General features: G+C 54.6%; 39 protein-coding genes. 27 read left to right on the top strand and 12 right to left on the bottom strand.

The genetic code is table 11. The features are described from left to right. Nucleotides 1-10: 10 nt before the first annotated feature. The 8 genes from ACR0K4_RS12035 to ACR0K4_RS12000 all read right to left on the bottom strand — a co-directional run bounded on the left by ACR0K4_RS12035 (nt 11) and on the right by ACR0K4_RS12000 (nt 4,372). Entirely contained in the window at nt 11-160 is a 150-nt protein-coding gene (locus ACR0K4_RS12035; protein WP_480854154.1) for a hypothetical protein, read from the bottom strand. A gap of 278 nt (nt 161-438) precedes the next feature. Beyond that, complete coding sequence (locus ACR0K4_RS12030) at nt 439-594, bottom strand: hypothetical protein (protein ID WP_480854152.1); 156 nt, start codon at nt 592-594, stop codon at nt 439-441. A 428-nt stretch (nt 595-1,022) separates the two neighbouring features. Then, nucleotides 1,023-1,316 carry a hypothetical protein gene (locus ACR0K4_RS12025; RefSeq protein ID WP_480854151.1) on the bottom strand — a complete coding sequence of 98 codons (294 nt, stop codon included), beginning with the start codon at nt 1,314-1,316 and terminating at the stop codon, nt 1,023-1,025. Beyond that, nucleotides 1,313-1,513 (bottom strand): hypothetical protein, encoded by a 201-nt coding sequence (locus tag ACR0K4_RS12020; protein ID WP_480854150.1) that lies wholly within the window; start codon nt 1,511-1,513, stop codon nt 1,313-1,315. The genes ACR0K4_RS12025 and ACR0K4_RS12020 overlap by 4 nt, the downstream gene beginning before the upstream one ends. Next, nucleotides 1,510-1,827 (bottom strand): hypothetical protein, encoded by a 318-nt coding sequence (locus ACR0K4_RS12015; RefSeq protein ID WP_480854149.1) that lies wholly within the window; start codon nt 1,825-1,827, stop codon nt 1,510-1,512. Before ACR0K4_RS12015 ends, ACR0K4_RS12020 begins: the two co-directional genes overlap by 4 nt. Before the next feature lie 286 nt (nt 1,828-2,113). After that, nucleotides 2,114-2,404, bottom strand: coding sequence for a hypothetical protein (locus ACR0K4_RS12010; RefSeq protein ID WP_480854148.1), 291 nt, complete (start codon nt 2,402-2,404; stop codon nt 2,114-2,116). A gap of 363 nt (nt 2,405-2,767) precedes the next feature. After that, the gene (locus tag ACR0K4_RS12005; RefSeq protein ID WP_480854146.1) at nt 2,768-3,556 is read right to left on the bottom strand and encodes a hypothetical protein; all 789 of its coding nucleotides are present in this window, start codon (nt 3,554-3,556) and stop codon (nt 2,768-2,770) included. Nucleotides 3,557-3,646: 90 nt separating this feature from the next. Further along, nucleotides 3,647-4,372 (bottom strand): S24 family peptidase, encoded by a 726-nt coding sequence (locus tag ACR0K4_RS12000; RefSeq protein ID WP_480854145.1) that lies wholly within the window; start codon nt 4,370-4,372, stop codon nt 3,647-3,649. Nucleotides 4,373-4,457: 85 nt separating this feature from the next. Here ACR0K4_RS12000 and ACR0K4_RS11995 point away from each other — a divergent pair, with 85 nt between their 5' ends. The 9 genes from ACR0K4_RS11995 (at nt 4,458) to ACR0K4_RS11955 (ending at nt 9,915) form a co-directional block, all read left to right on the top strand. Further along, nucleotides 4,458-4,676 carry a carph-isopro domain-containing protein gene (locus ACR0K4_RS11995; protein ID WP_480854144.1) on the top strand — a complete coding sequence of 73 codons (219 nt, stop codon included), beginning with the start codon at nt 4,458-4,460 and terminating at the stop codon, nt 4,674-4,676. Continuing rightward, nucleotides 4,673-4,996 (top strand): hypothetical protein, encoded by a 324-nt coding sequence (locus ACR0K4_RS11990; RefSeq protein ID WP_480854143.1) that lies wholly within the window; start codon nt 4,673-4,675, stop codon nt 4,994-4,996. The genes ACR0K4_RS11995 and ACR0K4_RS11990 overlap by 4 nt, the downstream gene beginning before the upstream one ends. A gap of 118 nt (nt 4,997-5,114) precedes the next feature. Next, entirely contained in the window at nt 5,115-5,663 is a 549-nt protein-coding gene (locus ACR0K4_RS11985; protein ID WP_480854142.1) for an HNH endonuclease, read from the top strand. A gap of 536 nt (nt 5,664-6,199) precedes the next feature. Next, nucleotides 6,200-6,454, top strand: a complete 255-nt coding sequence (locus ACR0K4_RS11980) for a hypothetical protein (RefSeq protein ID WP_480854141.1) — start codon at nt 6,200-6,202, stop codon at nt 6,452-6,454. After that, complete coding sequence (locus ACR0K4_RS11975) at nt 6,451-6,837, top strand: hypothetical protein (RefSeq protein WP_480854140.1); 387 nt, start codon at nt 6,451-6,453, stop codon at nt 6,835-6,837. The genes ACR0K4_RS11980 and ACR0K4_RS11975 overlap by 4 nt, the downstream gene beginning before the upstream one ends. Further along, nucleotides 6,834-7,400, top strand: coding sequence for a hypothetical protein (locus ACR0K4_RS11970; RefSeq protein WP_480854139.1), 567 nt, complete (start codon nt 6,834-6,836; stop codon nt 7,398-7,400). Before ACR0K4_RS11975 ends, ACR0K4_RS11970 begins: the two co-directional genes overlap by 4 nt. Continuing rightward, nucleotides 7,397-7,948 carry a hypothetical protein gene (locus ACR0K4_RS11965; protein WP_480854138.1) on the top strand — a complete coding sequence of 184 codons (552 nt, stop codon included), beginning with the start codon at nt 7,397-7,399 and terminating at the stop codon, nt 7,946-7,948. Before ACR0K4_RS11970 ends, ACR0K4_RS11965 begins: the two co-directional genes overlap by 4 nt. Nucleotides 7,949-8,305: 357 nt before the next feature. Then, nucleotides 8,306-8,842 (top strand): transcription termination/antitermination NusG family protein, encoded by a 537-nt coding sequence (locus ACR0K4_RS11960; protein WP_480854137.1) that lies wholly within the window; start codon nt 8,306-8,308, stop codon nt 8,840-8,842. A gap of 383 nt (nt 8,843-9,225) precedes the next feature. Then, entirely contained in the window at nt 9,226-9,915 is a 690-nt protein-coding gene (locus tag ACR0K4_RS11955) for a VPLPA-CTERM sorting domain-containing protein (protein WP_480854136.1), read from the top strand. A 270-nt stretch (nt 9,916-10,185) separates the two neighbouring features. Here the strand turns inward: ACR0K4_RS11955 and ACR0K4_RS11950 are convergent, their stop codons facing one another. Further along, nucleotides 10,186-10,350 carry a hypothetical protein gene (locus tag ACR0K4_RS11950; protein WP_480854135.1) on the bottom strand — a complete coding sequence of 55 codons (165 nt, stop codon included), beginning with the start codon at nt 10,348-10,350 and terminating at the stop codon, nt 10,186-10,188. 396 nt (nt 10,351-10,746) lie between these two features. On the opposite strand from ACR0K4_RS11950, the gene ACR0K4_RS11945 reads away from it, so the two are divergent. The 17 genes from ACR0K4_RS11945 (at nt 10,747) to ACR0K4_RS11865 (ending at nt 21,861) form a co-directional block, all read left to right on the top strand. Continuing rightward, the gene (locus ACR0K4_RS11945; RefSeq protein ID WP_480854134.1) at nt 10,747-11,508 is read left to right on the top strand and encodes a class I SAM-dependent methyltransferase; all 762 of its coding nucleotides are present in this window, start codon (nt 10,747-10,749) and stop codon (nt 11,506-11,508) included. A 189-nt stretch (nt 11,509-11,697) separates the two neighbouring features. Beyond that, on the top strand, nt 11,698-12,225 hold the full coding sequence (locus tag ACR0K4_RS11940) for a terminase small subunit (RefSeq protein ID WP_480854133.1): 528 nt from the start codon (nt 11,698-11,700) through the stop codon (nt 12,223-12,225). 65 nt (nt 12,226-12,290) lie between these two features. Next, a complete protein-coding gene (locus ACR0K4_RS11935; RefSeq protein WP_480854132.1) occupies nt 12,291-13,565 on the top strand; it encodes a phage terminase large subunit in 1,275 nt (424 codons plus the stop codon). Further along, complete coding sequence (locus ACR0K4_RS11930) at nt 13,562-14,902, top strand: DUF4055 domain-containing protein (protein ID WP_480854131.1); 1,341 nt, start codon at nt 13,562-13,564, stop codon at nt 14,900-14,902. Before ACR0K4_RS11935 ends, ACR0K4_RS11930 begins: the two co-directional genes overlap by 4 nt. A gap of 43 nt (nt 14,903-14,945) precedes the next feature. After that, on the top strand, nt 14,946-15,647 hold the full coding sequence (locus ACR0K4_RS11925; protein WP_480854130.1) for a hypothetical protein: 702 nt from the start codon (nt 14,946-14,948) through the stop codon (nt 15,645-15,647). Between the two features lie 17 nt (nt 15,648-15,664). Further along, entirely contained in the window at nt 15,665-16,621 is a 957-nt protein-coding gene (locus ACR0K4_RS11920) for a major capsid protein (RefSeq protein WP_480854129.1), read from the top strand. 68 nt (nt 16,622-16,689) lie between these two features. Next, nucleotides 16,690-16,983, top strand: coding sequence for a hypothetical protein (locus ACR0K4_RS11915; protein ID WP_480854128.1), 294 nt, complete (start codon nt 16,690-16,692; stop codon nt 16,981-16,983). A gap of 1 nt (nt 16,984) precedes the next feature. Then, nucleotides 16,985-17,497, top strand: a complete 513-nt coding sequence (locus ACR0K4_RS11910) for a DnaT-like ssDNA-binding protein (RefSeq protein WP_480854127.1) — start codon at nt 16,985-16,987, stop codon at nt 17,495-17,497. Then, a complete protein-coding gene (locus tag ACR0K4_RS11905) occupies nt 17,494-17,760 on the top strand; it encodes a hypothetical protein (RefSeq protein WP_480854126.1) in 267 nt (88 codons plus the stop codon). Before ACR0K4_RS11910 ends, ACR0K4_RS11905 begins: the two co-directional genes overlap by 4 nt. Next, nucleotides 17,757-18,146 (top strand): hypothetical protein, encoded by a 390-nt coding sequence (locus ACR0K4_RS11900; RefSeq protein WP_480854125.1) that lies wholly within the window; start codon nt 17,757-17,759, stop codon nt 18,144-18,146. The genes ACR0K4_RS11905 and ACR0K4_RS11900 overlap by 4 nt, the downstream gene beginning before the upstream one ends. 44 nt (nt 18,147-18,190) lie before the next feature. After that, nucleotides 18,191-19,192, top strand: coding sequence for a hypothetical protein (locus ACR0K4_RS11895; protein WP_480854124.1), 1,002 nt, complete (start codon nt 18,191-18,193; stop codon nt 19,190-19,192). Beyond that, nucleotides 19,192-19,638, top strand: coding sequence for a hypothetical protein (locus tag ACR0K4_RS11890; protein ID WP_480854123.1), 447 nt, complete (start codon nt 19,192-19,194; stop codon nt 19,636-19,638). The genes ACR0K4_RS11895 and ACR0K4_RS11890 overlap by 1 nt, the downstream gene beginning before the upstream one ends. After that, nucleotides 19,635-20,048 carry a phage tail terminator-like protein gene (locus ACR0K4_RS11885; RefSeq protein ID WP_480854122.1) on the top strand — a complete coding sequence of 138 codons (414 nt, stop codon included), beginning with the start codon at nt 19,635-19,637 and terminating at the stop codon, nt 20,046-20,048. Before ACR0K4_RS11890 ends, ACR0K4_RS11885 begins: the two co-directional genes overlap by 4 nt. 15 nt (nt 20,049-20,063) lie before the next feature. Further along, nucleotides 20,064-20,372 (top strand): hypothetical protein, encoded by a 309-nt coding sequence (locus tag ACR0K4_RS11880; protein ID WP_480854121.1) that lies wholly within the window; start codon nt 20,064-20,066, stop codon nt 20,370-20,372. A gap of 58 nt (nt 20,373-20,430) precedes the next feature. Further along, nucleotides 20,431-20,880, top strand: a complete 450-nt coding sequence (locus ACR0K4_RS11875; protein WP_480854119.1) for a hypothetical protein — start codon at nt 20,431-20,433, stop codon at nt 20,878-20,880. 85 nt (nt 20,881-20,965) lie between these two features. Next, nucleotides 20,966-21,427, top strand: coding sequence for a hypothetical protein (locus ACR0K4_RS11870; RefSeq protein ID WP_480854118.1), 462 nt, complete (start codon nt 20,966-20,968; stop codon nt 21,425-21,427). Nucleotides 21,428-21,564: 137 nt separating this feature from the next. Then, the gene (locus ACR0K4_RS11865; RefSeq protein WP_480854117.1) at nt 21,565-21,861 is read left to right on the top strand and encodes a hypothetical protein; all 297 of its coding nucleotides are present in this window, start codon (nt 21,565-21,567) and stop codon (nt 21,859-21,861) included. Nucleotides 21,862-21,959: 98 nt separating this feature from the next. Here ACR0K4_RS11865 and ACR0K4_RS11860 read toward each other — a convergent pair whose 3' ends face one another. From ACR0K4_RS11860 to ACR0K4_RS11850, 3 genes are all read right to left on the bottom strand, one after another. Next, nucleotides 21,960-22,214 carry a hypothetical protein gene (locus tag ACR0K4_RS11860; RefSeq protein ID WP_480854116.1) on the bottom strand — a complete coding sequence of 85 codons (255 nt, stop codon included), beginning with the start codon at nt 22,212-22,214 and terminating at the stop codon, nt 21,960-21,962. A gap of 111 nt (nt 22,215-22,325) precedes the next feature. After that, nucleotides 22,326-22,628 carry a hypothetical protein gene (locus ACR0K4_RS11855; protein WP_480854115.1) on the bottom strand — a complete coding sequence of 101 codons (303 nt, stop codon included), beginning with the start codon at nt 22,626-22,628 and terminating at the stop codon, nt 22,326-22,328. Nucleotides 22,629-22,684: 56 nt separating this feature from the next. Then, entirely contained in the window at nt 22,685-23,317 is a 633-nt protein-coding gene (locus ACR0K4_RS11850; RefSeq protein WP_480854114.1) for a DUF4145 domain-containing protein, read from the bottom strand. Between ACR0K4_RS11850 and ACR0K4_RS11845 the strand changes: the two genes are divergently transcribed. Further along, nucleotides 23,316-23,489: a hypothetical protein gene (locus tag ACR0K4_RS11845; RefSeq protein ID WP_480854113.1), complete on the top strand. Its 174-nt coding sequence runs from the start codon at nt 23,316-23,318 to the stop codon at nt 23,487-23,489. The genes ACR0K4_RS11850 and ACR0K4_RS11845 overlap by 2 nt on opposite strands. The last annotated feature ends 33 nt before the right edge of the window (nt 23,490-23,522 follow it).

Genomic DNA, 23,522 nt, shown 5'->3' with positions numbered 1-23,522 from the left:
GCGCCTCCTTTCAGGGCTGAAACGGTGAATAGGTGGCCTCGGCGGCAATTGAGGTGGATAGGACGTGCGCGCCGAGGCCTTGATCACCCGGTACGGACACGGGCGATTGCAGAAGGGCTGCGGTTATCATTGCGGAGAAGAACAGGAGGGCGTCAGTCATAGAATACCCCCGGATACTCACGGCGTAGGGAATCCCACTTGCGAGAAATCTCATTACTCAGGTTGCCCATTAGGCGACCGTTCGGACGACATCCCGGCATTGATCCCTCAAGCTCATGGCAGGCGTTACGATCACATCGCTCGGAGCAGACGTGACCGCCATAGTGGCAAGATGGAACCGGGACCAACCCGTATCTCCGGGAGTCCACGAAGGCGGGTTTTCCGGTGTAGTACGGGTGCCCCTTCAAGACCCTCCCGCATCCACGACAAGTCGCTTTATCACTCATTGATCCGCTCCCAATTCGCTTTCATGTCACTGGTGAGCTTCACGTGGGCCGCGCAGACGGCCAGCAAGCCAACGATCAGACCGGTCAAGATCATCATCCTGAATGACCGTTCTTCGCGCTTGTCCCGGCGCATCTGGGGCGCGTTCATGCGCTCATACGCATGTGGAATGGTGTGGGGGATTTCCACCCCCTGTGAGCCGAGCAAACGACCCTCTACGCTTTCGGCGCTGGTAGTGCCGGCACACCGCGCAGGTTGTCCATGCTGGACGCCGCATCCACGACGCCCGGAGCCTGCAAGCCTCGAGGGGGATAAATGCCGGGTATCCCCCTCTGATTGCCGGTAGTCTCCTTCCCGGCCTCCGCTGCCTTTCGCAGGGATTCTTGAAACTGGTGAAGGGCCTTCCACCCTCCGGGGCTGGGGAGTAGCCTCTGACGCATACTGGTTACCTTTCTCACTCGTTGTTGCGTCGAAATCTTCCCGGCAGGTCCGACCATTGGGGATCGGAGTGGTGGCCTTAGAGGTGAGACCTACCGGGTCTTGCTGCTCGATGGGCAGCGGGTAATGGGTGGAGCGGGTCATGATGAGGACTCGGTGGTTGGAAGCGCGGCAACTTCTGCCATGTGTCGCGTGACATCTTCTTTGGTCAGATAGCCCAGAACATCGTCCGTAATCGGCGTGTCGTAGGTCAAACTCCCACCCTTCAAGACCGCGAGTTCGTAGAGCCCTTTGTCAGACCCGTAGCCGTCATCAATCACGCTGACACCGTAGCCATTAGGGAAATCCAGTCGCGCGGTACTTCCGCAGAACCCATATTCAGAAAACAGGGGCTTGCTTGTTCTGGACTTAAATTCCAGGTCATCAAAAGTCATCCTTCCGCCCTCCTCATCGTCCGCACGTCCTGTCCCGTGTGGGTCTGGCCATTGCATTCGATAACGACCTTGTTGCCGGGCAGGCGGCTCTTAACTGGCCCCTGAATGGTGCTGTGCGGTCCCTGCAGAATGCAGGCGCGTTCACGGTCATCTGCGGGGCGGTAATCGGCGGGGATAAGGGGAAGGACGGCGGTCATGATTGGGCCTCCGGCAGAAGGGATTTGAGGAAATCGACTTCGGCACGGGCGGCTTCGTGAAATTGCTCAGGTGGGATTTTTCCGTCCCACGCTTTGAACAATTTTTCAGCCGCTTGCGTGAAGGGTGTGCCGACGCATTGAACTTGTCCGCTTTGCTTTTCCACTGGACAGCCTTCGCACCAACTATCGTGGAACAAAACGCACAGCGGGCAATACTCCACACCGATCAGAACCTCGTTGACCCGAGGGTTTGTGGAATTCTTCTCCCACTTCGCAATACTGTCCTTGAGGGCTTGGAGGGTCACGTCGTCCATCTCTCTCACTCCGCAGCGACACGCACCGAAGCGGGGGTGCGGTCTGTGTCTAGTGTCTTGAGATTTGCTTCGAGGATTTGCAGGCCCTTGGGCTTGCGAATGCGGTAGCGGATGATGTTGACGCCTTCCCGATCCCAAAACCAACTTGCACCACCGGTAGCAATGAACTTGGCTTCTTTTGCCCATGTGCCATCTGGTCTAATGCCTTCACGGTCTGCGACAGCATGGACAAACTCGCCCCTGCACGGGCACCTTTTACCGTCATGCTCTATCCAAGGACCCCACATCACGCCGCCTCCCGGATCGCATCAATCATCCATGCGGGAAGATCAAAGCCACGTTCCTCGCTGCGTTCCTGAATGACGCTCAGGGCGCGTTCGGTTACCTCTGTCGCTGCTTCAAGCGCACCGTTCTCAACGTCGAAGTCCATGCGGAACATGCGGAAAGGCGCATCGCTCCAGACCGGAGAAACAGCGTTATCAAGCACATCATCAAAGCTTACTTTGTCATCGCTGACGTTGACCGGAGCAGCGCTCAGTCCATCGGGATAAACATAGGCTGTGTAGATGGTGTCCATTGCGTCCGTCCTCCTCTGGATATGAGGAGAATGTACGCATAGTGCGCACAATATTCAAGCGCAAAATGCGCACAAAATGAAAAACCGTGCGCACACAATAGAATCACGTCCACGTCCGCGCTATACGGACGTGGGGTGAAACACAGTGAATCTCCCGGCTGTAGGCAGCAGGTAAAGCTGGACCGCGTGGCGGAGTAGGGAGCCCGCCCACCTCACAGGAGGCCCGCATGAGCCCGGAGGAGCAGGCGCAATCACGGGGCTGGAATGTGACAGCTCTGATTGATTGCGTGCTAGAGGCAACAGAATGACGACCTAGCCGATTATATCTGGTTTATGATGTCGCTAATTTATAGTGGCAGTGGACTAGTCGACATCCGCACTACTGACTGAGTATTCACCGCGAAAAACGATAATCGCCGGATATCCGTTGCGGTCAGTTTGGTAGTCTGACGCAAAAACTATCCCGTTGGCAAATTCAGATACTATATAGCCTCGTTCGGTGCCCTCAGCGGTTTTGATTTCAACGGCGGGCAGAGACATCAGGGCATAAAATCGTTCCGAGCCTAATGCGTAGGAAAGCGCTAGAAGGGAAAATATCGCCGTTGGCATAAGGAAGCCACGAAAGACACCTCGTTTAAATTGGCGTAATTCCCTGCGAATTCTGGCGCGTGCTATGCTGTATCTCATTGTATAGAAATACGGATAAGTGAGAAATGGAACTAGCAATGCGGCAGCAAAAAGCAATGTATAGTAAGCAATGAATCCATCAAGGTATATTTCAGAAAATGACGCCCAAAATGCTCCAATGTACAAGCCAGGCGCGTACGACTTCCGAGAACTTGTGGAGCCAACGATATCGACCCAACGCCGAGTTTTTCTAAATAGCAAAAGCGGGGAAACTATAGTTGGCGTAATGTGCTTCAACGTTTCCGCAGCGAGTTTTGCGAAACCAGCGGAAATTACTAAAGAAAAGATAAGTTCTGATGAAATACTTGGCCCTAAATCAAATATCAGTCGCAAAGGCCATTCGCTAGGGAAGTCATCAGTAAATCCAATGTAGTGAACAGTGCTGATTGACAATAACCCGAGCGCACTGAAGCCGGAGAAGCGTACAGAGCGGGAGGAAAAAAAGTCTCGAAAACTACTGCTCATCCAGCCTTCTTCGGAAAAATAAATCTAGCATTTTGGTTGCAACTGATTGATTTTTGCGGTTCGTATGAGGTCGACTAACGCGAGCGTCGCTTATACTTTTCGCCCATACCAAAGCACCTTACCAACCGGCTCTATACTTTCAATCTCTCGATCAAACGGCGGAAATGTCTGGTTGTCCGAAATGACACTAACATGCCCGGTCTTCGATGACCGTCCGATCCGTTTCACGTGCAGAACGTCATCCATCAGCAGCACAAACAGGCCGTCGTATCCGAGGTGCTTCTTGCTGGTGTCCAGAAGAACAATGTCGTCGTCCAGCAGGGTAGGTTCCATGCTATCACCCTTGACGCTGATTATTGCGAGGTTCGCAGGTGACCCGCTGGTGAGCTTCTTTAGGTAATCTGGTGGAAAGGCGAGGCTGTGCGTCTGTGGCTCATACTCGTTCACAGCGCCGTAACCTGCGCTTGCTGAGACATCAAAAACAGGCACCAGGGCGCCATTGTCAGAGGCATCCTCACCCAAATCGACTTTTTTGACGGTGCCGCCAATGATGTTTTTATTGATGTGCGCAGAGCCTTGGATTTCCTGAGGATAAGACAGGGCCATGACGCGCTTACGATCTATGCCTCTTTTTTCTAGTACATCAGCGATGCTTTGGGCGACGTCTACGGGAAGGTACTTTTCCTTGAACCTTGTTTCGTAGTGATTGTAGCCAGAACTGCTTATTTCAAGGGCATCTGCCATCGCCCGAATAGACATTCTGGCCTCGGTTCTCAGCGCCTTGAGTTCGGCCTTTAGTGCTTCTGAATTATCCATGTGCGGAGATAGAGCACAAAACGATTAACGTATGTGTGCGCAAATAGCGCTTGAAATGCAAACACATTAGCCGCATATTGCGCACATGAGTTATGTTGATCCCATCATCGAAGCATTCGGGGGCGTAAGGCCGTTGGCCGCTGCCATTGGCAAGCCGCCGTCCACGGTTCAGAGCTGGAAGGCTCGGGGAACAATCCCTGACAGCAACAAAGCAGAAGTTTTGGCCTGTGCTGAAACGCGATCCATCGCTATCGGTCCCGAAGACTTTTTCCCGCACGATAAGAAAACGGAGGCCACCCAATGACCTCCGCTCCCATGTCCTCTGTTCAAGTCTCTGATGCACAGCAGAGATATGGAGCACATGTTGTGAAAAGTTTTGCCAGAAATGAACTTGACCACGAAAAAAAATCACGACGCTGGTTCGCGGCCCTGATTTGGCGGGCTTTCCCAGCCGACTCCGAGGCGGCAGTAGCGGATAAAGCCGCTCGGGTTCTCGACGTTTCTCCTCGGCAGGTCCGGAATTGGTTGCGCTGCAACAACGATGCCTCTCTGAAGTACGTAACCGCCGTTGCACTCATTGCTGGTGTGGAACTCGGTCTCGGTCACATCGGGGGCGGAAATTGAAAGTCTTCACTTACGTCATGGCGCGATGGTGTGAAGCCCGCTCACAGCGGGCTTACTCCAAATATCTGAGACTAAAGGAAAAGGCGGAAAAATTTTTCACCAAGTTGGGGATTGAGAAATGACCGTTGAACACTTTCGAGACGCTGGTCTTTGTAACTGTGGCGATCATGGGTTTGTCGGTTTGACTGGCGGAAAGGTGGCGTTGTTTGATCCAGATGACCTTGAATGGGTGCAGGGTCGTAAGTGGTTCCGAACCCGCAACAAACGTCGCCATGTTTACGCAGAATCTGGCCGGGGCGAAAACAAGGTCTCGATGCACCGCAAGGTCGTTAGGGCACCGACTGGTCGGGTGGTGGACCATATCAATGGAGATACCCTAGACAACCGGCGGCAAAATCTTCGTGTCTGCAGCCAAGCCGAAAACACTGCCAACCAAAAGGCATCATTGGGCGGGGCTTCTCAGTACAAAGGTGTCTTCCTGCAAAAGAGCACCGGCCTTTGGTCTTTTCAGGTTTTTACTCAGGGTCAGCGCATTACCGGGTCAGGGTTCTCTTCTGAGCTACAAGCTGCGCTGGCTTATGACGCAGCCGCCCTCCATCTGCACGGAAAATTCGCCCGCACCAATGCAATGCTGGGGCTGCTCCCGTTAGAGGGGCGTTCGACATGACACCACCACTCACAACAGGCCAGCAGGGGGCGGGTTTATCACGTCCTTCCCGCCGTAACTCTGTCGCCACCCCTTTCCACGGTCAGGGTGGCCAAAGACCGTGGAGCAATTTTCAGTCAAGCAAGGACAACAACCATGGCAAAGACCAAAGAGCAGTTGGACGCGCAAGGCCACACCGGCCCAATCTACGCAGTCGGGGAGCCAGTTCCTCGCTCAACGCGCGGCGGGCGGCGGACCAAGGGCATGCCGTACAGCCGTTGCAAGTTAATAAGTATGACGGAGTCGAAACGGGCAGGGGAGCCGGGGAAGATTATTCTTCAACACCCCAAGTCGGGCCGGAAAAGCCTAAATGCGACCCCCGAACTTCTACAAACGTTCATGCCTTCTGCGCCGGAATTGTTCTACGAGGCCATGCTTGGACGACAATTCGCGTAAGATCGTGGATCCACCCCGACCGTGCCGGGGACTGCACGGACTCTTCCTGTTGGAACCTTGCTCGGCCTGAGGGCCGGGCGCTTTTCTTACGGGAGGGGTGAATGGGAAGCCGTCCAAAAATCCTTAGTCAGGAATATTTCCGCCTCGGCCACGTCATCGTGCGCACCATGGATCACCGCGAAAACGGCAAGACATTCGCGCTCTATCCAGACGTCGAGGGTGGAGAGAAAAAACCATTGTTCACCGGCCACATAGAAAAGGGCATGGGAACTCAGGCGCGGCGGCTGGCCCATCATTTCGATGACCTTGAGGCTGGTCTGAGTGATGACGATCAGCCGCCGATGGAGGTGTCATGACCAGACGCGTCACAATCACCTTGCCGTGGCCGCACAAAGACCTTCACAGCAATTCCCGTGCTAGCCGCCTTACCATAGCCGGACGGACGAAGAAAGCTCGTCAGGTCGCTCATACAATGGCAAAGCAGGCCGGGGTAGGGTGCTGGCCCAATGCGACGATCTTAATCGAATATTACCCGCCTACAAGGCGCGGTGATCCGCAAAACTGCCCATCTGCCATGAAGGGATACATAGACGGGATCGCGGACGCCATGGGCTGTGATGATGGCGGCTTCAAAGTGGATTATCCGACCGTCTTTGCAGGCACGCGCAAGCCCGCCGACGTGGTGTTCCACATTTTACCGCCAGTTGTCGAGGTAGATCTTCGGGGGGCGATATCGTGAGTGAACCGAGCGAATGCACCAACACAATATCTAGACGATCTGGTTACACCGCTGTGCCCAATGCGGTGTTCAGTGACAATCGTCTTTCGATGGAGGCGCGTGGCTTTCTTGGCCTCATTATGTCAATGAAAGAAGGGTGGGTGTTCCGCCGAAATTACCTAATGAAAGTAACAGGCTTCGGGCGAGATAAGTATCGCAAAATCGTTAAGGAATTGCAAGAAACCGGGTATCTGGAAATCAAAAACAAACACGGCGAGGACGGACGTTTTGACGGCACGGTTTGGGAAATTCACGATGACCCGAAGGCACAAGATGTTGACACCGAGGGCCTGAAAACCCGTCCCCCGGTCACCGAGGGCCTGAAAAACCCGCCGCCGGTAAACACCGCTGGCGGTGAAATCAGTCCCCTTAAGAAAAACAACCTTAGCAAGGATAACAATTCTAAGCCCCCCAACCCCCCAAGGGGGGCAAGGAAGGGGGTTAGGAGGTCTGGCTTCTCAGCTTCCCAAGATTCCCTCCGACGCATTCAAGCCAAACTTGCAGCCGGAAAGGAAACGTCATGAAATTCGAAGAACGCAGAGACGCAGCGCTTGTCGAAATCAGCAAATTCCTTGAGCGCTACACCCCGCCTCGTGGCATGGCGCAGGACGCACAAGACGCCTCGGTGCTTTCAATTGCCGAGGCCATGGCCCGCCGCCTGCCGGTCACAGGTAGGGACGAATACACCGCCAATCTTGAAAAGGCGCTGGAAAAGGTAGCTGACACTCACAGCAGTTACGCTTGGCCCCCGCAGGGTGTTTTTGTGGACAGTATTCCGACCAATCGGGGCAATGGGCGCGCGCCGCTGCAAATGTTCAGAGCCGACGAAGTTGAGCTTGCAGCCCGCAAAATGGAAACAGGTGAGGGCGTTTCTGAGCAAGTCGTCTGGGGTGATATCGGGACTCGCGCCGTAAACGCAAACCTCGTTTCTCGGGATACGTTGGAGCAGTACCGCAGAGCCAGCGTCAGGCAGTGGCAAGCCGCGTATCGAGACGACGCATCCCAAATGATAGCCGAGCGGTTTGGTGCCGTGGTTCTGCCGTACCTGCCATCTGTGGAGGCAGCGGAATGACCACTATGCAGGAACTCGCCCGCGTCGAATGCCAAGGCTCCGCTCGTGGCTGGCAAGTTGGCGGCAGTGACCTCTATCCCGCCGATGTGCCAAAGCGTCCCCGCCCGAGCCCCGAGCCCGTTTTCGAGGTGATTGAGGACGAGCCCGAGATTGAAGCGTTTGACGAGGCCTTGGAGCACTGCTGCTGGTGCAGGGAGAGGGGCATGTTGCCGCAAGACGTGTGCGAGAGCATCGGGAGCAAGCACTTGGCTGGGTCTTGGGGTGGGGCCGTTGCGATCCTGGAGCGGTACATCGTGAAGATGAGGGCACGGAAATGACAGACGCAGACAGGCCAACGAAGCGGAAAGGGGGCGGGAAGTGAGTGAAGTACCGTGGTATCTGCTGTACGCAAAGACCGGGCGCGAGTTCGAGGCGGAGGAAGAAATCAAAGGCCTTGGTCTCAATGTCTGGTGCGGCCACAAGATCGAATTCAAACGTCGCGGCAAGCAGCGCCGGGCTGAGCCCGTCGAGTACCCTTACCTGCAGAACTACATATTCGCTCAAATTCCGTCACAGAGGCTTTTCGAGGTCACAGGCGTCAGACCCCTTGCGAAGACGTTTACCCCGCTCTGCGCGGCTGACGTTCGCTCTCTGGGCCTGTTTAGGGCTGAGGTAGAGGTGGAATACGCGACTGCTCAGCGCATATCCCAAAATCAGGAGGCCATTTGCGAATACAAGGCAGGACAGGCGCTGCAGTCTCTGGACCCGAAATTTGCCAACACGCTGCTCACTTTCCGAGGCATGGTTCAGCGGTCGCATGACCTCTATCCGCGTGTGGTTGCCGAGATGGAAATGTTCGGGCGGATTGTTCGGGCTGAATTAGACCCGCTGGACGTCAGAGACGCAAACTATTGATACTTACGCTATCTGTGGTATGGTCTACCCAAAGCGCAAGTCGCACCAGCCCAGCGGCGGTCGGCTGCAAGGACAGCGCAAAATGGTCCGATTGGTGTGTTTACAGGCAAAAGCCGACAACATGCTGCATAGCGTTAATGTGTCCAAAGCAATCTGAATTCCACCTCGGTTCTACATGACCGAGACAGCCGACGCTGCGGTCACAACCGAGCCCGATGCCTGTCAGTCTGGCCAGATGTTCAGGATAGGGTGTGCGAAATGCGCAGAGACTCCTTTCGGGTGCTGCATCGTTCTGAGCGTGGTTCACAGGGTAATATTTGCCTCGAATCCCCAACCATGCTAGCCATTCATAAATTGTTAAGTAATTGGTGAGGGGTTGACCGATGAGACTACTGACTTCCATTGCATTCGTTTTTGCGTTTCTGCCATCTCTAGCCAGTGCGTTGACTTCGACGATCACCATTGACGGCACGGTGGATGCCAGTGGCCTCGGAGGCTCAACATCTGAAGCTTTCCAGTTCACCTATAACTTTGACCCAACTGTTCCAGGAATTGCCGCTTCCAGATTTTCTGATTGGCATGATGCGGGTATCAATGGGTCGATTACGCTCGGATCCCAAACACTCTCCTTTGTTGGCGGTGGTTTTCAGGTTTTCAAAGACAATTCCTCAATCCCCAATGGCGTGGCTTATTCAGCGATAAACAACGGGTCGAGTTTTAACGGCGCTCAGTTCAGCAATACAATTCTGTTTGCCAAGACTATCAGGTTTTTTTCTATTGTGTTTCCATTGACGCCTGGTTTGCCTATAGGGACAATCCCGACAAGTACGTCTCAATTGACTGATGTGTCTCGTGCTAACTTTGTTCTGGGCCTTTCTGACCGGACATCAGTATCGTTGGCAGGGTCTGGGTTCAATCAGGTGTCCCTAACAACCCAGGCTGCACCGGCACCTGTTCCGCTACCGGCAAGCGCATGGCTGATGATCAGCGGGATCGGCGCGTTAGTGGCCTTTCGCCGCAAGCGTCGGAAGGGTGTACAGTCCGGCATCAGTGGCAACGCGCAACTGGCTTAAGTTTCAAACGATACAACGTGGACTAGCTTAGCACGACAGCCCGTCGGCTAAGGCTGACGGGTTTTCACTTCACAGGAAACTCAGGAGGTCGGAACCCGGCCAGCATCCATTCAAGCACCTTGGCTGCAACTGGGTTGGGGGGCCGTGCTGTTTTCTTGTCTGACGGCATTTTCCAACGCCGAATAGTAGAAGGGTCGGTATTCAGGATCGCACCGAGTTCGGAGTCGGTAAGGCCCAGCCGTAGCTGAGCCTCTTTGAATTCTTGGGGTGTCATCCGAGCAACTTCAACAGAACGCCCAGAGCGCCGACATAAGCGGCCATGAGCACCCAAAAGCGGTACTTCATGTTCTGGTTAATCTCGGAGGTTTCGGCGGTGAGTTTTGCAATCTCAGCGCGCATCTTGTCGTCGGCGAGTGTTTGTTCTGCTGCGGTCATATCGGGTCTCCTAAACTGGCGGGCTTCATTGCCCTTCCGATACAGTCAATATAGTGCCAATGGCACTAATCGTCAAGAACTGCACAAGTAGAAGTCACCCATTCAAAGCCAGTTCCTATCACAAACCGGAAGTTTCCCCCTCAGGTCACACCGAACCGGCTTTGACAGAGACAGGACCATCAGTGGCAGCAGGTGGTTCTGTCTCGCTCTCTATGAACCAATGAGGCAGTCATGCCTGGATGGCTCAGCACATCACGCCATGAGCGCGGCAGGGCTACTGCTATCGGCTAAGGGATTGCGGGGGCTCTCCCTGCCGGACTCTACATAAACTTAGACCGTTGATCATGGCGAGGCACTCGAGTAATCCGAGACTGAGTTTCTTTGCAAGGTCGATCAATGAAACAGTTCTTAAAAAAGCTTAGAAAAAATACCAAAAGAACCAAGAGAATGGCTCAAAAAAAGCCTGTAAATCCGGTCATCAATAGCGAAGCAGTTGAGCCTGAACTTCTTGATCTGCCGGAATACGATATGTCTGAAGAATTTCCACTTTCGGGGCTTGCGTTGGGGTATGTTCTTAAAAAAGAGAAATTCTCGACCGTGTTGGATATCGGTAGCGGCAGCGGCAAACATGCCGAGGTTTTCGAGCGCGCAGGAAAAACTGTAACCCGGTTTGACTTCGGGAAATCAAGGGCCTTCACCGATACATCTAAGGTGATAATTGGGGACTTTCTCGAACACAGTTTTGATGCAACCTATGATCTGGTTTGGGCCTCACATGTCTTGGAGCACACTGTTCACACTCATGGGTTTTTGCAGAAGATCCTAGCCACGGCAGGCGAAAACGGCACCGTCGCGATTACGGTGCCGCCTGCAAAATCTCAATTTGTCGGAGGTCACGTAACACTTTGGACGCCCGCCTTGTTGTTGTACCGCATGGTTCTCGCGGGGTTCGACTGCTCAGACGCAAAGGCTTTTGTCTACGGATACAACATCTCTGTGATTTGCAGTGCAAAGCGCAACACTCTCAACCTTGATGATCTCGCCTGGGATTTCAACGACATCGAGAGGATCAAGAATTGGTTGCCGCGCGACCTGGAGGTTAGGGCTGACGGCGCGCGCTACGGGAAAGTCTACAAGGGATCACAGATATTCTTCTGAGCAGAGTTTGGGGAAATGTGCGGCAGGTAAAGAGTTTAACCTTTTCGATCACTCAATCAGAAAAACAACCACCAAATTCAAAGCTGGCGAGTAGACACTCCACTTCCTGTGGCGGGCTTTGGATAAGGGGCGGGAGGCACTCCTTTGGCAGCAGGGGCTCCTGACACGACCCAATTTCAGGAGAACTCCATGACGCTCACGGCGAAACAGGAGCGTTTCGTTCAAGAGTATCTTTCAGACGCAAAGTTGAACGCGACGCAAGCAGCCATCCGGGCTGGATACAGCGAAAAAGGTGCGACAGTTCGGGGTGCTGAATTATTAGCAAACCGTAAGGTCAAAGAGGTCATTGAAGAACGCCAGAAAGCCCGCTCCGAACGTACCGAAATCACTGCCGATTGGGTTCTGACTCGACTGCATGACGAGGCCGAAGCGGACCTTGCGGACATCTACGATGACGACGGAAATCTACTGCCCGTCAAAGAGTGGCCGACGATCTGGCGACAGGGATTGGTGGCAGGTATCGAGGTCGAGGCGCTGTTTGAGGGGCAGGGCGAAAGCAAGAGGCAGATCGGTCACCTGAAGAAGATCAAGATATCTGATCGGGTGAAGCGGATCGAACTGATCGGCAAGCATGTCAGCGTTCAGGCGTTCAGGGAGCAGGTGGAGCATTCCGGGGGTATCAGCCTGAACGTCCTGCCGGAAGATGCCAAACTTTGACTGCAGTTCTGACCGCCAAACAGCGGGAGGCAAATCGACTACTGGCAAGTCCTGCACGAAACATCATGCTTCGTGGTGGATCGCGCTCAGGCAAGACCTTTGTTTTGGTACGGGCAATTGTCCAACGGGCCATTAACGCACCTGAATCCCGGCACGCGATATTCCGGTTTCGGTTCAATCACGCAAAAACCTCGGTCTGGTCGGATACGCTGCCAAAGGTACTCAAGCTGTGCTTTCCGGGGTTGCGGTATCGGCCTGATAAGACCGATTTCTACATCGAACTACCGAATGGGTCGCAGATTTGGATTGGTGGTCTGGACGACAAGGAACGCGTTGAGAAGATCCTCGGCCAGGAATACGCTACGCTGTACTTCAACGAGAGCAGTCAGATTCCATGGGGATCGGTTGAAACGGCCATGTCTCGCTTGGCGCAAAAGTGCGACCTAGCGCCTGAAATTGCAAAATCGACCAATCGCGATCACCTGACGCTCAAGGCGTATTACGATTGCAACCCTCCATCGAAACTGCATTGGTCCTATCAAATGTTTCGGTCGAAGCTGAAGCCGGGAACCAAGGAAGCACTACCGAACCCGGATGACTATGCTGAGATGCTGGTCAACCCGGTCGATAACGCAGACAACTTGCCGGAAGAGTATTTTGATGTTCTGGCCAGCATGTCAGCCGCCAAGAGATTGAGATTTGAGGCCGGGGAATGGGCCAGCGAAGTCAACGGCGCGCTTTGGGCGCTGGAGGACAGAATCGCGCCAGACGGCAAAAACATGCCCGGCATTGATGCTGGTCGGGTTGCCGAAGCACCAGACATGCAACGGATCGTCGTCGCGGTCGATCCATCCGGGACGCGAGGCGATGACGGAGGTGACGATATCGGCATCATCGTGGCTGGGCTGGGCTTTGATGGGCGCGGCTACGTTCTGGAAGATGCGACTTGCCAGATGTCGCCCGAAGGTTGGGGTCGTAGAGCTGTTGAGCGGTACGATAACTGGCGGGCAGATCGTATCCTTGGTGAGAGAAACTTTGGTGGCGACATGGTGCGCTTTACCGTCGCGACGGCGGGCAAGAAAGCAGCCTTCAAAGAGGTTCACGCCTCGCGAGGCAAGGCAGTTCGAGCGGAGCCGATAAGCGCGCTCTATGAGCAAGGGAAGGTGAGCCACGTTGGCGTCTTCCCTGATCTTGAGGATCAGATGTGCAACTTCACGGCGTCTGGCTACGTGGGCGAGGGTTCGCCTGACCGCGCAGACGCCCTCGTGTGGGCGCTCACAGAGTTGATGCTCAAGGGCGAAACAACATCAGAAACAAGCTACGTTGGAGGGCTATATTGACAGACGTAAGCACCCTCCACCCGGAGATCACGCAAAGCCGATCGGATGAATGGCGGTTGATGCTGGATGCTGCCGAAGGCGAAAGCGCAATCAAGCAGGCGGCTGAAAAATACCTGCCTAAGCCAAACGGGTTCAAGGCCGCCCAAGATGGCGGTCGCGCCATGTACAATGCTTATAGGGCGCGTGCGCAATTTCCCGAGATCCTCACGCCGTCGCTTTCGGCAATGACCGGGATCATCCATTCGCAGGAAATGCAGATCGAACTGCCAAACGCTCTGTCCTACCTGACAGAAGCGGCAACAGCAGACGGAATGAGCCTTGAGGCATTTCATCGCCGGATCACGCGTAATCTGCTTTTGATCGGTCGCTATGGCGTCTTGGCTGATGCGCCTGAGGCAGGTGGTGACCCCTATCTTGCGGGGTACATTGGTCCATCGATCATCAATTGGGATGAACAGTTCTATGTTCTCGACGAAACCCACAACAAGCGGGACGGGTTCGAGTGGAAAGTCGTCAAGCAATTCCGGGTTCTCGAGGTCGTTGATGGCAGATACATCCAGACCGTTTACACCGACGACACATCGCGCCAGATCGAACCTACGGTCCTGGGTGGCGAAAGAGTTGGGCGCATCCCGTTCTCTGTGGCCAACGCGGTCGATCAGTCACTTGACATCATCACACCGCCTTTGATCGGGATTTCCCGTGCAGCAAAAGCGATTTACCAGTTGGATGCCGACTATCGACATCAGTTGTTCATGTCTGGGCAGGAAACGCTGATCGCCAAGAATTGCGAGCCGCCAAGTTTTGTCGGTGCAGGCGCGGTTCACCAGATCATCGGCCCTGAGGAGGTGGAAGTTGATGTTTTCTATGTCAGCCCAACATGTGCAGGTATCGACGCCCACAAAGAAGCAAAGCAGGAGTATCGGGAAGCTGCGGCAGAATCCGGGGCGAGACTGCATCGGCAAGAGCAGAAATCTCAGGAGAGTGGCGAAGCGAAACGCCTGAGGTACAAATCCGAAACGGCGACACTAATGACCGTTGCTCAGAACTCATGCGCGTTGCTTGAAAAAGCCCTTCGAAATGTCGCGTTGCTAAAGGGTCTCGATGAGGCTGACATCGTTGTTACGCCGCCTGCGGACCTGCTTGAGACGGTCATGTCGCCAGAAGGGGCATCATCTCTTTTCGGTATCTTCTCCGACGGTGGCATGAGCTGGCAGACCTATTACGAAAACCTTCAGCGGGGCGGCATCGCTTCGGCTGAACGAGATCACGATGACGAGTGGAAACTGATCGCCGGTCAGGATCTCGTCTCTGATGACGAGGGCGACGCCCTTTAATCCGCGGCGATGCCGCATTTTAACAATCAGTGGAGTTTGGCCGATGGCCCTCAAATCCGTTCTGGAAACCCTTGATGGTGTCGATGACGCAATCAAGCCTTTGTACTCTGAAAACGACGGGACGTTTGTTCTCGATGTTGAAGGGATCGACAATCACCCCGAAGTTGCCAGCCTTAAGACCGCGTATGAGCGGGTGAAGGTCGATAAGACCAAGGCCACCAGCGAGCGCGATGCGCTGAAACTGCAGTTGGATGGTTTCCCCGAAGATTTCGACAAAGATATCTGGGAACGGGCGAAATCCGGCAACATCGATGACGCTACGATGGCGGCCAAGATTGCCGAGGTTCGTACCGAACTGGAGACAGAACGGGACGGCTACAAGACCGAGCTGGACGGCCTGAAAGGGCAAATTCAGCAAAAGACCATCCGCGATGCAGTGATGACTGCCCTGGCCGACAACAAAGTCCCTGAGGGACCTCGGAAGGCGGCGGCACTGGCAATGATGGATGGTCAGAAGGTCGAGGTCAGTGGTGATGACGTGATCATCGAAACTGCCATGGGTCCAAAGACACTGGGCGACTACGCGAAAACGTGGGTTGCGAAAGAAGGGGCATGGGCCATTCCCAGCCCGTCCGGCGGCGATGCCACGGGCGGTAAGGGTGGTGGGTCTGATGCACCCAAATCATGGGGCGAAGCTAAATCTCCGCTGGAGAAGGTCGCCCTGATCAAATCCAAACTTGAATAATTGAAAGGAGCGCCCCAATGGCACTCAGTGACATGCAGGTTTTTGAGGAATACGCCTACGGGGCAGCCACGGAAACCATTGCTCAAAAAGTTGATCTGTTCAACGCGGCATCGCGCAACGCGATTACCCTTGTTGCGAAGATGAATGAAGGTGATTATTCGTCCGAAACGTTCTGGAAATCTGTCCCCGGCCTGATGCGCCGTCGTAACGCATACGGTAGCGGGGCCGTGGCTCCTGTCGCGCTGTCGCAAGATTCCATGACTTCGGTCAAAGTTGCTGGTGGCACGCCCCCAGTAGAGATGACCAACGTCCAGTTCACATGGATTCAGAAGAACCCGGAAGAAGCTGGCGTTGTTCTGGGAGAACAGTTGGGGATTGGCATCGTTCAAGACCAGCTGAATACCGGTCTGCGTGTCGCGCGGGCTGCAATTGGCAACCAGGCGGCTTTGGTCGAGGATGATACTGCGGGCGTAATCACCCGCACTGGCTTTGTCTCCGCCTCTGCGCGCTTTGGTGATCGTTCTCAGTCGATTGCAGTTTGGGCAATGCATTCGAAGCCGATGCATGACCTCTTCGCCGAGAATATCACCAACACCAATCGTCTCTTCGACATTGGTACGGTGTCGGTGATGGAAGACGGTATGGGCCGCCTGCTGATCATGACAGACAGTCCTGATTTGGTCACCTCTGGAGTTCCAGACACCTACCACACGCTTGGTCTGGTGGAAGGCGCTGTATCCGTCGAAGACAACGGCGATCTGGATACCTTGGTGGAAGAAAAGACCGGCGATGAGAACATTCAGCGCGTCTGGCAAGCTGAGTATTCGTTCAATGCCAAGGTCAAAGGTTACACCTGGGACAAGGCGAACGGCGGCGCGTCCCCCAATGATGCGGCCCTAGGAACCGGCAGCAACTGGGACAAGATCGCGACCGACGACAAGGACACTGCCGGCGTTCTGCTGAACACCCAATAAATCTGACCTTTCTGAGGGGCTGCTTCGTGCGGCCCCTTTCTCAAGGTCAGCGTTCAGAGGAGAAAATCATGTCTGACAAAATCACCTATGTGAAGCACCCGATCACGCAAAAGCAAAAGGCGGAACTGCGCGCAGAGGGTGCTCGGATTGTTGATGCCAAGTTTGCTCCTGATGGCGCAGAGATCATTGACATGGGTGGCGCAGAGCCCGAAATCGCAATCCCGGGGTCACCTGAGGATATCGACAAACTGAAAAAGCCTGAACTGGAGACATTGCTCAAAAAGCACGGCGTCGAGAACCCGACCGGGAATGTTCCGGACCTGAAAGAGGCCTTGAAAAAGGTCATGTTCGTAGGCGAATAAGATGGCGCTGGATACCACAGTCGGCGGCGCAGACAGCGACAGCTACAGCGATGTCGCCGATCTGAAGCTGGTGTGGGATGACTTGGGCTTCGACTATTCGAGCCTGTCTGATCCACAGATCGAAGTTGCCGCCAGACAAGCGACGGATTGGCTGGACGGCGTCTTCGGGCATCGGTTCGGCGGGTACAGGGTCAATGGGCGCAATCAGGCCCGGATATGGCCACGGGTCGGTGTTTATGATCGGGAAGGGCAGATTGTGGTGTCAGATGCGATCCCTCGCGAAATCCTGAAATCTCATGCTTTGGCCACACGGCACGCGGTATCAGGAACAGACCTCGCACCAGAAATCGTTCCTGGCTTGATCGCGAAGCGCGAAAAGATCGGGCCCATGGACACCGAGTACGTTAACAGCGGGGCGGTCGAGGATCAGAGAACAGTTCTCACTGCTGTAAATGACATCTTGTCGATCCTGTTAACGTCGTCCGGCAACACACAATTGGTGATGCGTGCATGACTGAGATCAAAGTTGTTGGTGGGCAGGTCGCAAAGACCGCTTCGCAAGAACAGGACATCATTCAGGTGCTGGAGAGCGTTGTGGCTGATTTGAAGTCAGGCCAGCGGAGCGCAAACCGGATGTTTTTGGTGTTGGCTGATATGAACGTTTCGGATTTCATTAGCACCACCATTTATCGGGGTCGTGCCTTGGAGATGGTTGGGTTGGTCGAGGCATCGAAACTCGATCTGATGCGAGATATCGGAGTTTTGGAAGAACAATGACCTTCGACTATCAGCGCGCGCAGAACACCGCAAAACGCCTGATCAAGCGGTTTGGGTTCAAGTGCACCCTAAGCAAGCTTCCCGAGGGCTTCGGACCCACCAGCCCACACGACAAAAGGGCGGAACCGGAACCAACGCTGCACGAAGTGATCGCGGTGCAGGATTACAAGCAGATCAGAGATCAATCCGGCACCCTGATTGGTGAGACCCGGCGCACACTGACCATAGATGCGACCGGTGCCATACCTGAGAAGCAGGACAAGATTGCTGTCGGCGTTGCCCGTGCTGACGTGACAATGTTCACGAAGTTTGACAGTATCACTGAGGTCAGGCCCCTCGCACCGGGCGGCGTGGCGGTATTGTACGAAGTGGATTTGGCGCGGTAGATTTTGCCGTCTTCTCATACTCTCTCATCACATGAGGGGACACAATGCCGTTAGACACCCAGAGGCGCGATCTTGAGCGCGCCCTTCGTCGATTCCAGCCGAGTATCAGAGATGCCTTCCTGCGGGCGATTGAGCGGGCCGCGCAGATGATTGACGAAACCGCGCTGATTGAAGCCTTGGACCGAAATGACTTGGCGGAAGCGGCCCGGATAGTGCGGTTGGACGACAGCACTTTGTTTCGGTTTGGTGAGGAAATTCGCACTGCCTTCTTTGAGGGCGGTGAACTGGCCGAGCGGGTGTTTCCAAGAGGCTTGCGCGGGACGTTCTCTTTCAATGGGCGTCATCACAGGGCCGAGGAATGGGTGCGTGGTCACGTTGGCGATCTGATACAGGGTATTCAGGCTGAGCAGATCGAAATGACGCGTCAGATCGTGCGCACCGGACTTGAAGAGGGCAGAGGATCATCGGCAGTAGCCCGAGAGATTGTCGGACGCCGTGTCGGACGTAAGCGGGTTGGGGGATACATTGGCCTGACCACCAAACAGGCCCAGAGCATAGCCTCAGGGCGGGCAAAGCTTGCCAGTGGCGATCCAAAGCTCATGCGCCAGTATTTGTCGCTCAAGCAGCGCGATAAGCGGTTTGACGGTCTAATCCGCAAGGCGATTGACGAAGGAAAGCCGATCACTGGCAAGCGGCTGTCTGGGATCATGGAGGCGCATCGATCAAAGGCCCTGACGTTTCGGGGGAGGGTTATTTCCCGACATGAGGCGCATAGAGCGCTGGCCGCAGGACAAGAGGAAGGTATGCGACAGGCGTTGGAACGCCCAGACGTAGAGAGAATTTCGGTTCGCTGGCAGCACAACCACTCGCTTGAGCCTCGGACAGATCACGTGGCCATGAACGGAACCGTCATTGATCTCGGCCAATCCTTCGAATTCCCGGACGGCACACGGATGCGGCATCCATTCGATGTCAACGCACCTGCGAGGCATACAATCGGTTGTCGATGCACCGCGTTCTACAGGTTGCATTACAGGAGATCGTAATGGGAAAATACGCTGATCAGGCGCGCGCAGCCATCAATGCTCGCAAGGCCGACCTGAAGTACATCGGGGGCCATGCAATTCAGGACGTTGTTGAGCATGCGCAGACATCCCAACCGAGTGTGAAGCAAACAGGTGGCTCGTTTGTCGAGGGCAAAATTCCAGTTGATAGCGCTGATCTGATCAAGTCTCTGGAAACCAAGATCAACGGATCGGTGGTGGCAAAGGGTCCTACAAGCTTCACTGTGGCGATCGATGGATTTGAGATCGGCGATATCTTGCAGTTCGAATGGACGCAAGAATATGCCAGACGAATTGAGTTTGGCTTTACGGGAGAGGACAAACTGGGCCGCAAGTACAACGTGCCTGGGCGACATTTTGTTGGCGCGAATGTCGCACGATTTGAGGAATTCGTTGAAAAGCGCGCCGCAAAGGTGCGCGCGCAATGACGAACGACGTGATTTCCGACGCGCTGATGGTGCAGATCGAAGCTGCTAATCTCGGCTATCCGATTGTCTGGTCCAACCGGCATTACAGTTCAGGCCTGCCGAAACCTTACCTTGTCGTTGAATTCGTCCCTGCCAGCCGCAGAGACCGGTCTCTCAGGGGTGGTAGTCCAATTACCCGAGGCTTTCTGCAGGTCACGGTCGTTTCGGAGTTGGGAGAATACGAGACAAGAGCCCAGCACATCGCAGAATCCGTTGCTGCCGTGTTTGACCGATCTGCCCCTGCAAAGGCGATCATCAAGACCGGAGGATTGAAGATCACCTTGGGTGATACCTTCGTCCAGCAGGGTTACCCGGACGACTCGTCGTGGCGCACGCCGGTGCGCATCGATTTCACGGCCATGAAGGCCTAATCGGAGAACCACATCATGTCAGACAAGAAAACCGCCCCGGCGGCCTTTGAAGCGCGCGCTCAGGCAGTTCGCGGAAAGGACGTAAAGGTTGTTGTAGCAAAGAAGGTGAGCGGCGTTCGATTAGACCGACTTCCGATGAAGCCGAACCAGCCGTCGCATCCTGTGGCGCGCTTCAAAGGCGCAAAGCCTGCCGCGGGCGACTTGCTGGAATTCACGCTCTCCAATGATGTGACCTATGTCGGCGAAGTCTCGGATTCCATCAAGGTTGATGGCGAGGTGATTGCAGAGTTCAAGAACGGGCTGACACCTGTTCAGACGAAATAGGCCGAGGCCTATCCACCCGCGCCCCTGAGGCGCTTTTCCAAAGTGAAAGGAAGCCAATATGGCACACCAAACCGCATCAGGGGTGACGCTCGGTATTTCGATCCCGGCCCCATTGACCCATGACGAAGCGGGCTTTGATGCCCTGACATTTACCACCGTTGGCGAAATCACCAACATAGGTGAGTTCGGTATCGAATGGGCGCTGGTCACGCACAACCCGCTCGACACACGCGGCACGAAAAAGGGCAAAGGTTCCTATAACAATGGCGTGCTGAGCCCGAACCTTGCTCTAGATCCTGGCGATGCAGGGCAGACCTCAATGAAAACGGCGCTGGCCAGCGACAACAACGCCTATTTCGCGGTCACACTGCAGGATGGAACGATCTTTTACCTCGAAGGTCTGGTGATGATGTTCAAGCCGAACATTGGCGGCGTTGATGACGTTGTGACGGCCAACACGTCTATCGAGATTTCGCCGAATGCCATCATTGAGAAAGCGGCACCGTAACCCGTTCTGACCGAGCGGTAGGGCCGGGCGGATTTGGTTCAGTCCACCGGCCCGATATGAACCACTGAACCAAAGGCAATCAACTATGGACTTCAATTCATTCGATTCCGTCAGCTCCTCTGAAAAAGGGGCCAAGATGCACATCAAGCACCCCGCCACAGGTGCTCTGCTGTATGACAATCCTGATGATCCGACCGAGGACAACGGAAAGCCCTGTGTGGTCATCGTGCGTGGCTCTGAGGCCCCGTCCGTGCGTGAGGCGGTGCGGGAGCAGCAGAAAGCTCGTGCGACGGACGAAAACGCATCAGACGATGAAATGAACATGGACGAGTTGAATGATCGTATCTGCGAGATCGCAGCGCGCCTGATCATCGGTTTCGAGAATGTCAGCAATGGCACCAAGTCCGCTACTGCTCCAAAAGACGTTGAATGGTTCCTGAACCTGAACCGGATCAACGGGCGGCAAGGTGAGGCGTCCTTTGCTGAACAGGTCAACTTGTTCGCTACATCTCGGGCGAACTACTTGGGAAACGCATTGAGCGCCTGACGCTCTACGCCAGGCAAACAGGATTTCTGGACGCGCAGCCAGAGGATTGGCACTGCAACCGGCGAAAACTATGGACTGAGGCGGGTATCGATCTGGCTCTGCCAAACTTGGGTGGGCTGGACTACATCGCTGACTGGATGAGTCCTGAGTGCCTTGGTTGGTACAAATCGGCCGGAATTGGGGGCATTGAGCCGCTGGACTGGATGGAGATCGAAGCGTTCTCGCGGTCTACGCAGATGCATATGGAGCCATGGGAAGCGCAGCAAGTTCGCCTGATCAGCGTTGCCTATGTCTCCGGCTACGCACGGGGGATGCAACCAATGACGGTTTCGCCAGCGTTTTTATCCAAACCGGATGAAGACCCCGGCATCGCACTGGAACGAAAGCGCATATCAGACCAGATCAAGTCAGGGTTCAGTAAGCCCGTCCAGTAAGATGCCGAGTGAGAGGGGGTAGGGGATGAACCAGAACGAACTAGATCCGATGGCCGTCGATGACTGGATCAAGAAATTGGAGAGCATAAGGTGGGAACCTACTCAGGATGATCTTGACCATATTTTTGGAGGAATTCGTCCAAGTATTGGTTTACGTGGTTATCTACATCAATGGATGAAGCGTATTTGGGCGTGTTTGCGTCCAAGGTCCCTCGGAAGCCCTCAATAATCTTGAATCCAGAATCTGCGGGCGCGTTCGGGCTTCTGGTTATCAATTTGAACAGAAACCCAGCCAGCGCATCCATAACCGCAGCCTTTATCTTCAATCGTGTGATGTTCGGATCTTCACCCATAACCAATCTCCTCAAATCAATGAGGGCAACGGTCACCGGGAATCGGATGGTGAGTCAAGGATAGCGGCTACCCACCCAACCACCCCTAAGGCAGCCCTTCGGAGTGTGGCATCAATCAGCTTGGTCGTGCCATTCCCGTATGGCCCTACACAAGCGTGACATTGCCGCTCCACGGTGAACCCGGACATCGAGCATATCGAAGCCCTCAGAGAACTTAACCTCTTCCTCACCATCCGGGATGAACTCAAATCGACCACCTGAATACATGTCTTCGGGATCATAATCGACCACCCGCCAAGTTCCGAGGACTATGCCGTCGTTGGTAATCACATCGCCTTGCGCCAGTTCCGGCTTGTAAACGCTGTCCATCCACTCGTCGGAGCCAACGAGGTTTATCGGGAACTTCAAATCCATATACAGAGATCCTTGGGGTGTTACTAACTTTCCGGCAAACCTAAGTCACCCCTGACTTACTCGCCGTTTCGTTTCTTCGCAGCTAACTCGATCTTCTTGGGAAGCTCAAAAACATAAACGAGGAATAACTTAATAAACTCCCGACCTCGCTGAACGTCTTCGGCTTCTACTGCGTCATGGACACTGTAGTTGCCCAGAAATCTAACCTCATGCATCAGGGCAATTAGAGTCGGGGGTAGGGCATTCGCGTTGGCCATTGCTTCAATGCGTTTGTAGAGCGATCCCTTACCATCTGGATCAAGGTGTTTGACCGATAGCTCAACAGTGGTTCGGTACATTGCCGCAGCACTGCGCATACGCCCGTCGGCAAAGTTGGCCTCACCTTCGAGGTAGGTTTCGGAGATGTGGTCTTCTAGGAAGTCTACCGTCTCGATGGTTGGGGGAGACGGGCACACACCGGCAATTGTAAATTTGTCCAGGAAGGTTTGGCCTGAGTAATTGTTGGCTGCCTCAATTGTTTCCCCCGATTGCCGGAATATTCGAAACAGCACACCTTGGCCACATTGGGAGCATGTCGCAAAGAGATCGCCGACCTCGTTTTCGAAAGACGCCTTGGCAATATGTGTGACGAAGCCGGTGTTTTTCACCCTGCAACCTTCGTGCGGGCAATCGTAGGAAATCAGACCCATGCTCAAGAATCCTCAAATGGCGTTTCTCAGAAGCGCTCGCAGAAACACAAAGTCCGCAGCAGACCTCGGGCGCTTGTTGACCGAACACTATACAAACCTGAATGACGCAGAAAGAGACCTGTTCGTTCTGGCGCTCATCACCGAAGTTGGAATGGAAGCAGCCGCTGCCTAGTATCTGGATCAGGAGGGTAAGAAATACTGGACT

It is taken from the genome of Ruegeria sp. K11 (assembly GCF_056531905.1).
Note: the sequence above shows the minus strand (reverse complement) of the source record. Positions and strands in the feature narration are given on the sequence as shown.